Source organism: Pseudomonas sp. GD03858 (assembly GCF_029840925.1).
Taxonomy (GTDB): domain Bacteria; phylum Pseudomonadota; class Gammaproteobacteria; order Pseudomonadales; family Pseudomonadaceae; genus Aquipseudomonas.
The window spans coordinates 21,835-31,289 of sequence record NZ_JAOCDM010000058.1 but is presented as its reverse complement, the minus strand read 5'-3'; the positions used below and the strand labels follow the sequence as shown (position 1 = coordinate 31,289).

Annotated in this window: 7 protein-coding genes; 6 read left to right on the top strand and 1 reads right to left on the bottom strand. The window is 65.1% G+C overall.

All coding sequences use genetic code 11. The features are described 5' to 3' along the window. Positions 1-206: 206 nt before the first annotated feature. The 6 genes from N5D48_RS15900 (at position 207) to cmoB (ending at position 8,965) form a co-directional block, all read left to right on the top strand. Positions 207-1,553: a carbohydrate porin gene (locus N5D48_RS15900; RefSeq protein ID WP_279885911.1), complete on the top strand. Its 1,347-nt coding sequence runs from the start codon at positions 207-209 to the stop codon at positions 1,551-1,553. 31 nt (positions 1,554-1,584) lie between these two features. Continuing rightward, positions 1,585-3,996, top strand: a complete 2,412-nt coding sequence (locus N5D48_RS15895) for a glucose/quinate/shikimate family membrane-bound PQQ-dependent dehydrogenase (RefSeq protein ID WP_279885909.1) — start codon at positions 1,585-1,587, stop codon at positions 3,994-3,996. Positions 3,997-4,139: 143 nt separating this feature from the next. After that, the gene (gene lon / locus N5D48_RS15890) at positions 4,140-6,560 is read left to right on the top strand and encodes an endopeptidase La (RefSeq protein ID WP_279885907.1); all 2,421 of its coding nucleotides are present in this window, start codon (positions 4,140-4,142) and stop codon (positions 6,558-6,560) included. A 226-nt stretch (positions 6,561-6,786) separates the two neighbouring features. After that, positions 6,787-7,179 (top strand): protease inhibitor I42 family protein, encoded by a 393-nt coding sequence (locus N5D48_RS15885; protein WP_279885905.1) that lies wholly within the window; start codon positions 6,787-6,789, stop codon positions 7,177-7,179. A gap of 89 nt (positions 7,180-7,268) precedes the next feature. Beyond that, positions 7,269-8,012 (top strand): carboxy-S-adenosyl-L-methionine synthase CmoA, encoded by a 744-nt coding sequence (gene cmoA / locus N5D48_RS15880; protein ID WP_279885903.1) that lies wholly within the window; start codon positions 7,269-7,271, stop codon positions 8,010-8,012. Then, on the top strand, positions 8,009-8,965 hold the full coding sequence (cmoB, locus tag N5D48_RS15875) for a tRNA 5-methoxyuridine(34)/uridine 5-oxyacetic acid(34) synthase CmoB (RefSeq protein WP_279885901.1): 957 nt from the start codon (positions 8,009-8,011) through the stop codon (positions 8,963-8,965). Before cmoA ends, cmoB begins: the two co-directional genes overlap by 4 nt. 68 nt (positions 8,966-9,033) lie before the next feature. Here the strand turns inward: cmoB and N5D48_RS15870 are convergent, their stop codons facing one another. Further along, positions 9,034-9,237 carry a hypothetical protein gene (locus N5D48_RS15870; protein ID WP_279885900.1) on the bottom strand — a complete coding sequence of 68 codons (204 nt, stop codon included), beginning with the start codon at positions 9,235-9,237 and terminating at the stop codon, positions 9,034-9,036. Between the last annotated feature and the right edge of the window lie 218 nt (positions 9,238-9,455).

Here is a 9,455-nt window from a genome sequence, read left to right as displayed (position 1 = left end):
GAAGAGAACTCTCAGGTCGCGAACTGTTACCCCATTAGCAACAATCCCCTGCGACATTTTGTCTTTTTTTCTTACAACTTCCCCTATATCCTCCCCGCCGCAAGCTGAATCGCTTCACTCGCCACCTCTCGCAACCCATTTCTTCGAAGACTTCGCGTTTCGTTGCGCTTGCCGTTCCTTCAACAATCAAAAGATAGCGCTATCTCATGCTCCAGCTGCCCAATACCCGCTACTCCGGCCTTGCCTTCGCCACCCTGCTCGGCGCCCTCTCCCCCACCACCAGCGCCAGCGAAATGTTCGCCAAGGACTCGCCGTGGATGCTCGGCGACTGGGGCGGCACCCGCAGCGAACTGCTGGAGAAGGGCTACGACTTCACCCTCGGCTACACCGGCGAGATGGGCAGCAACCTGCACGGCGGCTACAGCCATGACCGTACCGCGCGCTACAGCGACCAGTTCACCTTCGGCGTGAACATGGACCTGCAGAAGGTCCTCGGCTGGCACGACAGCGAATTCCAGTTGACCATCACCGAGCGCCACGGCGACAACATCAGCAACGATCGCATCAACGACCCGCGCGTCGGCGGTTTCACTTCGGCCCAGGAAGTCTGGGGCCGCGGCGAGACTTGGCGGCTGACGCAGATGTGGATCAAGCAGAAGTACTTCGACGGCGCGCTGGACGTGAAATTCGGCCGTTTCGGCGAAGGCGAGGACTTCAACAGCTTCCCCTGCGACTTCCAGAACCTGGCGTTCTGCGGCTCGCAGGTAGGCAACTGGGTCGGCGGCATCTGGTACAACTGGCCGGTCAGCCAGTGGGCGCTGCGCGTGCGCTACAACCTCAGCGACGCACTCTACGCCCAGGTCGGCGTGTTCGAGCAGAACCCCTCCAACCTCGAGAGCGGCAACGGCTTCAAGCTCAGCGGCAGCGGTACCCAGGGCGCGGTGATGCCGGTCGAACTGGTCTGGAGCCCACGGGTCAATGACCTGAAAGGGGAATATCGCGCCGGCTACTACTACAGTAATGCCAAGGCACAGGATGTTCTAAAGGACAGCACCGGTGCGCCGGCCGCCATCAGCGGCGCCGCCTACCGCAGCAGCTCGAGCAAGCATGGCCTGTGGCTCGGCGCCCAGCAGCAGGTGACCTCGCTGGCATCGGACCAGTCGCGCGGCCTAAGCCTGTTCGCCAACGCCACGGTGCATGACAAGAAGACCAATGCCATCGACAACTATGTGCAGGCAGGTGTGGTTTACAAAGGGCCGTTCGATGCCCGCGCCAAGGACGACATCGGTTTCGCCCTGGCCCGCGTGCACGTCAATCCCGGCTACCGCAAGAACGCCCGCCTTATCAACCAGGCAAATGGCCTGGACGACTACGACAACCCTGGCTTCCTGCCCGTGCAGGACACCGAGTACAGCGCCGAACTCTACTACGGCATCCACCTGGCCGACTGGCTCACCGTGCGCCCGAACCTGCAGTACATCCGCCATCCGGGCGGTGTGTCGCGGGTCGACGACGCCTTGATCGGTGGCCTGAAGATCCAGAGCAGTTTCTAACCCGACCCTTCCACACTACGGAGAACAGACGATGAGCACTGACGGTGCCAAGAATGGAACCCTCTGGCTACCACGCCTGATGGGCGTGCTGTTGCTGCTGATGGGCCTGGCCCTGCTGGCCGGCGGCATCAAGCTGAGCCAGCTGGGTGGCTCGCTTTACTACCTGATTGCCGGTATCGGCTTCGCCCTGTCGGGCATCCTGCTGCTGGCCAAGCGCCGCATCGCCCTGGGCCTGTACGGCCTGGTGCTGCTGGGCAGCACGGTCTGGGCCCTGGTGGAAGTCGGCCTGGACTGGTGGCAGCTGGTGCCACGCCTGGCCATCTGGTTCGCCATCGGCGTGGTCCTGCTGCTGCCGTGGGCCCGGCGCCCGCTGGTCGGCCCTGCGTCGAAGGTCAACACCACCCTGCTCAGCGTCGCCGTGGTCGCTTCCGGCGCCACCGCCGTGGCCAGCCAGTTCACCCACCCCGGCGAAATCCGTGGCGAGTTCAACCGCGACAGCAGCGAGATGGCCAGCGCCGCGCCGTCCATGCCCGAGGGTGAATGGCAGGCCTACGGCCGCACCGAGCATGGCGACCGCTACTCGCCGCTGCGCCAGATCACCCCGCAGAACGCCTACCGCCTGGAAGAGGCCTGGCGCATCCGCACCGGCGACCTGCCGACTGAAAACGACCCGGTGGAGCTGACCAACCAGAACACCCCGCTGAAGGTCAACGGCATGCTCTATGCCTGCACCGCCCACAGCCGCCTGCTGGCCCTGGACCCGGACACCGGCGCCGAGATCTGGCGCTACGACCCACAGGTCAAGAGCCCCACCGGCACCTTCAAGGGCTTCGCCCACATGACCTGCCGTGGCGTCTCGTACTATGACGAGAACAACTACGTCAGCCGCGACGGCAGCCCCGCACCGAAGATCACCGACGCAGGCCAGGCCGTGGCCCAGGCCTGTCCGCGCCGCCTCTACCTGCCCACCGCCGACGCTCGCCTGATCGCCATCAACGCCGACACCGGCAAGGTCTGCGAAGGCTTCGCCAACCAGGGCGTGATCGACCTGACCCGCGGCATCGGCCCGTTCACCGCCGGCGGCTACTACTCCACCTCGCCAGCGGCGATCACCCGTGATCTCGTGATCATCGGCGGCCATGTCACCGACAACGAGTCGACCAACGAGCCGTCCGGCGTGATCCGTGCCTACGACGTGCACGACGGCCACCTGGTGTGGAACTGGGACAGCAACAACCCGGATGACACCAAGCCCCTGGCCGACGGCAAGATGTACAGCCGCAACTCGGCCAACATGTGGTCGATCGCCAGCGTCGATGAAGACCTGGGCATGATCTACCTGCCGCTGGGTAACCAGACTCCCGACCAGTGGGGCGCCGACCGCACCCCGGGCGCGGAGAAGTACAGCGCCGGCATCGTCGCCCTGGACCTGGCCACTGGCAAGGCACGCTGGAACTACCAGTTCACCCACCACGACCTGTGGGACATGGATGTCGGCAGCCAGCCGACCCTGGTCCACCTGAAGACCGACGACGGCATCAAGCCGGCGGTGATCGTGCCGACCAAGCAGGGCAGCCTGTACGTGCTCGACCGCCGCGACGGCACGCCGATCGTGCCGATCCGCGAGATTCCGGTGCCGCAAGGCGCCGTCAAGGGTGACCACACCGCGCCGACCCAGGCCCGCTCCGACCTCAACCTGCTCGGCCCCGAACTGACCGAACAGGCCATGTGGGGCGCCACCCCGTTCGACCAGATGCTCTGCCGTATCCAGTTCCGCAGCCTGCGCTACGAAGGCCAGTACACTCCGCCGTCCGAGCAAGGCAGCCTGATCTATCCAGGCAATGTCGGCGTGTTCAACTGGGGCAGCGTGTCGGTCGACCCGGTGCGTCAGATCCTCTTCACCTCGCCGAACTACATGGCCTTCGTGTCGAAGATGATCCCTCGCGAGCAAGTGGCCGAAGGCAGCAAGCGCGAAAGCGAGACCAGTGGCGTGCAGCCGAACACCGGCGCGCCGTATGCCGTGACCATGCACCCGTTCATGTCGCCGCTGGGCATCCCGTGCCAGGCGCCGGCCTGGGGTTACGTGGCCGCCATCGACCTGTTCACCAACAAGGTGGTGTGGAAGCACAAGAACGGTACCACCCGCGACAGCACCCCGGTGCCGATCGGCATGCCGGTGGGCGTGCCGAGCATGGGCGGCTCGATCGTCACCGCTGGCGGCGTCGGTTTCCTCAGCGGCACCCTGGATCAGTACCTGCGCGCCTATGACGTGAAGAACGGCCAGGAGCTGTGGAAAGGTCGCTTGCCGGCAGGTGGCCAGGCCACGCCGATGACCTACACCGGCAAGGATGGCAAGCAATACGTGCTGGTGACCGCTGGCGGGCATGGCTCGCTGGGCACCCGCATGGGCGACTACATCATCGCTTACAAATTGGCTGAGTAAGCTGCAAGCGACAAGAGAAAGCGGGGCCAGCACGGTCCCGCTTTTTTCTTGCAGCTTGAAGCTTGAAGCTTGCAGCTGGGATGGGTTGAAACCCATCCCCCACCGCCCCATCTAAGCACCATAGCCATTCACGCAGGTGCCCCATGAGCGACCAGCAGGATTTCCCGGAACATCCCGACGAACACAGCGAAGTCGAACACCTCGATCCCGCGGCCACCACCGGCCACCCCCTCGCCCTGCCCGGCCAGCAACTGCCGGACAAGGTCTACGTGATCCCGATCCACAACCGGCCATTCTTCCCCGCGCAGGTGCTGCCGGTGATCGTCAACGAAGAACCCTGGGCCGAAACCCTCGACCTGGTGGCCAAGACCCCGCATCACTCCCTGGCCCTGTTCTTCATGGACACACCGCCGGAAGACCATCGCCACTTCGACACCAAGGCCCTGCCCGAGTACGGCACCCTGGTGAAGGTGCACCACGCCAGTCGCGAAGGCGGCAAGCTGCAGTTCGTCGCCCAGGGCCTGACCCGGGTACGCATCCGCACCTGGCTCAAGCACCATCGCCCGCCCTACCTGGTCGAGGTCGAGTACCCGCGCCAGCCTGCCGAACCCAACGACGAGGTGAAGGCCTACGGCATGGCCCTGATCAATGCGATCAAGGAACTGCTACCGCTCAACCCGCTGTACAGCGAAGAGCTGAAGAACTACCTCAACCGCTTCAGCCCCAACGACCCGTCGCCGCTGACCGACTTCGCCGCGGCGCTGACCTCCGCCACCGGCAACCAGCTGCAGGAAGTGCTCGACTGCGTGCCCATGCTCAAGCGCATGGAAAAAGTCCTGCCGATGCTGCGCAAGGAGGTCGAGGTCGCCCGGCTGCAGAACGAGATCTCCGCCGAGGTGAACCGGCAGATCGGTGAGCACCAGCGCGAGTTCTTCCTCAAGGAGCAGCTCAAGGTCATCCAGCAGGAGCTGGGCCTGACCAAGGACGACCGCAGCGCCGACCTGGAGCAGTTCCAGCAGCGCCTGGAAGGCAAGACCCTGCCGGAGCAGGCGAAAAAGCGCATCGACGAAGAAATGGGCAAGCTGGCCATCCTCGAAACCGGCTCGCCGGAGTACGCCGTCACCCGCAATTACCTGGAATGGGCCACCGCCCTGCCCTGGGGCGTGTACGGCAAGGACAAGCTCGAGCTCAGCCACGCGCGCAAGGTGCTCGACCGCCACCACGCGGGGCTCGACGACATCAAGGAGCGTATCCTCGAGTTCCTCGCCGTCGGTGCCTGGAAAGGCGAGATCAGCGGCTCCATCGTGCTGCTGGTGGGCCCGCCGGGCGTGGGCAAGACCAGCATCGGCAAGTCCATCGCCGAATCCCTCGGCCGACCGTTCTACCGCTTCAGCGTCGGCGGCATGCGCGACGAGGCCGAGATCAAGGGTCACCGCCGCACCTACATCGGCGCCCAGCCTGGCAAGCTGGTGCAGGCGCTCAAGGAAGTCGAGGTGATGAACCCGGTGATCATGCTCGACGAGATCGACAAGATGGGCCAGAGCTACCAGGGCGACCCGGCCTCGGCGCTGCTGGAAACCCTCGACCCGGAGCAAAACGTCGACTTCCTCGACCATTACCTGGACCTGCGCCTGGACCTGTCCAAGGTGCTGTTCGTCTGCACCGCCAACACCCTGGACTCGATCCCCGGGCCCCTGCTCGACCGCATGGAAGTCATCCGCCTGTCCGGCTACATCACCGAAGAAAAACTGGCCATCGCCAAGCGCCACCTGTGGCCCAAGCAGCTGGAAAAGGCCGGCGTCTCGAAGAGCAGCCTGAGCATCAGCGATGGCGCCCTGCGCATGGTGATCGAGGGCTACGCCCGCGAAGCCGGTGTGCGTCAGCTGGAAAAGCAGTTGGGCAAACTGGTGCGCAAGGCCGTGGTCAGGCTGCTGGAAAACCCCGACGCCAAGCTGAAGATCGGCACCAAGGACCTGGAAGCAGCCCTGGGCATGCCGGTATTTCGCAGCGAGCAGGTGCTCGCCGGCAAGGGCGTGATCACCGGCCTGGCCTGGACCAGCATGGGCGGCGCCACCCTGCCCATCGAGGCCACGCGCATCCACACGCTCAACCGCGGTTTCAAGCTCACCGGCCAGCTCGGTGACGTGATGAAAGAGTCGGCCGAGATCGCCTACAGCTACATCAGTTCGCACCTCAAGCAGTTCGGCGGCGATCCGGGCTTCTTCAACGAAGCGTTCATTCACGTGCACGTGCCCGAAGGCGCCACGCCCAAGGATGGCCCCAGCGCCGGTATAACCATGGCCAGCGCCCTGCTGTCACTGGCCCGCGACCAGGCGCCGAAGAAAGGCGTGGCCATGACCGGCGAACTGACCCTGACCGGCCAGGTACTGCCGATCGGCGGGGTGCGCGAGAAGGTGATCGCCGCCAGGCGGCAGAAGATCTTCGAGCTGATCCTGCCGGAGGCCAACCGTGGTGATTTCGAGGAACTGCCGGACTACCTGAAGGAAGGATTGACCGTGCACTTCGCCAAGCGCTTCGCCGACGTGGCGAAAGTGTTGTTCTGACCGCCCAGCCGGGCCACTGCAGGAGCGGCCTTGTGTCGCGATAGGGCCGCACAGCGGCCCCGGCTATCTCAAAGTAGGCTAGAGACCCTGGGGGTGCTTCGCACCCCTTTCGCGACGCAAGGCCGCTCCTACAGGGATCCTGCATGGCAATGAGACGCCAACACTGCCATCACAAACTTCCATCTGCATCGGTTATCCTCAGGCCACTTCAGCCTCCGGAGCCAACATGACCCTCCCTCGCCTGCTCGTTCCCCTGGGCCTGGCCCTGCTCACCGCCTGCGTCCAGCAACCGCAACGCACCGTCGAACTCGACGGCGAAAGCGAGTGCCCCAAGCGCCTGGTGGTTGGCCAGACCTTGACCCTGACCCTGCCCAGCAACCCCACCACCGGCTACCGCTGGCTGCTGCAGAATCCAGCCCCGGACATCCTGCGCAACCTCGGCCCCGAGGTATACCGATCGCCAGAGCAAGCCGGCATCGTCGGCAGCGGCGGCCTGTCGAGCTGGCGCTTCCAGGCCAAGGCGGCAGGCGAAGGCCACCTGATCCTGGTCTACCAGCAGCCCTGGGCCCCGGAAGTGCGCCCGGTGCAGACCTTCGATTGCGTCATCCGGGTCAAGTGAGCGCACGGCACCGGTCAGCCAACCATGCAAGCTCGCCACGGTTTGGCTAGAATGCCGGCCCTGTAGATTGCCAGCCGCCTGGACCCACCGTGAGCAAACAACCCGATCGCCTCTTCGCCCAGCCCCTGGAGCAGGTGCCCGACTTCGTGTTCAACGAGGACGTGGTGCAAGTGTTCCCGGACATGATCAAGCGCTCGGTGCCCGGTTACCCGACCATCGTCGAGAACCTCGGCGTGCTCGCCGCGCGCTTTGCCCAGCCGAACTCCGCGCTGTACGACCTTGGCGCCTCGCTCGGCGCGGTGACCCAGGCCCTGCGCCGCCATGTGCGCACGGACGGCTGCCGGGTGATCGCGGTGGACAACTCCGCGGCCATGATCGAGCGCTGCCGCCAGTACCTCACCGCCCAGGACTCTATGTTCCAGGAGCTTTTGCCGGTGCAGGTGCTGGAGGCCGACATTCTCGCCCTGCCCTTCGAGCCCGCCTCGGTGGTGGCGATGAACTTCACCCTGCAGTTCGTCGCCCCCGAGCAGCGCCTGGAGCTGCTCGGCCGCATCCGCCAAGCCCTGTTGCCAGGCGGTGCGCTGATTCTTTCGGAAAAACTGCGCTTCACTGACGCGCAGGAGCAGGACCTGCTCAACGAACTGCACTTGGACTTCAAGCGTGCCAATGGCTACAGCGAACTGGAAATTGCCCAGAAACGCAGCGCCATCGAGAACGTGATGAAGCCCGACACCCTGGAAACCCATGAGCAGCGCCTGCGCGCCGCTGGCTTCTCCAAGGTCGTGCCCTGGTTCCAATGCCTCAACTTCGCCTCGCTGATAGCCCTGCCATGATCGATCTGTCCCCCCTCGTCCGCCGCCTGGCGGGCACGCCCCTGGCCAACTGGTCCCAAGGCCTGCAGGCGCAACTGGATGCCAAGCTGGAAAAGGGCCACGGCGACCTCGACCGCTGGCGCGGCGCCCTTGAAGCCCTGCCTCGGTTGACCCCGAGCGAAATCGACCTGGTCGACGGCCTGCGCCTGGACTGCGCGTGCGATGACGCCACCCGCGCGCAGATGCGCCAGGCGCTGATGGGCCTGTCGCCGTGGCGCAAGGGGCCGTTCGACCTGTTCGGCGTGCACGTGGACACCGAATGGCGCTCGGACTGGAAGTGGTCGCGGGTCGGCCCGCATCTGGACCTCAAGGGCAAGCGCGTGCTCGACGTCGGCTGCGGCAATGGCTACTACCAATGGCGCATGCTCGGCGCCGGCGCCGACATGGTCATCGGCGTCGACCCCAACTGGTTGTTCTTCTGCCAGTTCCAAGCGGTGCAGCAGTACCTGCCGGATCTGCCGGCCTGGCACCTGCCGTTCGCCCTCGAAGACCTGCCGGCCAACCTGGAAGGCTTCGATACCGTGTTCTCCATGGGCGTGTTCTACCACCGCCGCTCGCCCATCGAACACCTGCTGGCGCTCAAGGACTGCCTGGTCAAGGGTGGCGAACTGGTGCTGGAAACCCTGGTGATCGAGGGCGACGAAAACCAGGTGCTGGTACCCGAGGACCGCTATGCGCAGATGCGCAATGTCTGGTTCCTGCCATCGGTGCCGGCCCTGGAGCGCTGGCTGCGCCGCGCCGGCTTCAGCGACGTGCGTTGCGTCGACGTCAGTGTCACCAGCGTCGAGGAACAGCGCAGCACCGAATGGATGCGCTACCAGTCACTGGGTGATTTCCTCGACCCGAACGACCACGGCAAGACCATCGAGGGCCTGCCGGCCCCGCGCCGCGCCACGCTGCTGGCGCGCAAATAAAAAAGGCGCCCATGGGGCGCCCGAATCCACCTGCGGCGAGGAGCTGTCGCGACGCAGGTGTGTGCTGCTCAGTCCTTGGCCACCTCGCGGGCCTTCTCCTGCGCGCTGCGCTCACGCTCGACCAGCGCCTGCTGCTTGTCGCCGTGCAGACGGGCCTGGTCTTCGCGGAACGCTTGCCAGAATTGCTTCGAACGCTCAGCGCCTCCCTCGGCGAAAACGCTGGTGCTGCCCAGGGCGAGAATCGCCAGCAGCAGGTACTTGGTCAGGTTCATCGTGCTTGCCTCGTGATAACCGTTTCGACAGGGCCATCATCGCAAGCGGGAGCTAACGCCAAGGTGAGGCGGACATTACAGTCTTGCAAGAGAGCCGCATCGCGGGTCTAGCCCGCTCCCACGGGACCCTGCTGGCTTTGTGGGAGTGGGCTTGCCCCACGATGGCGGCGGCCCTGTCAGGCACATGACCCGTGCATTACAAATCCGTTATTCCCGCC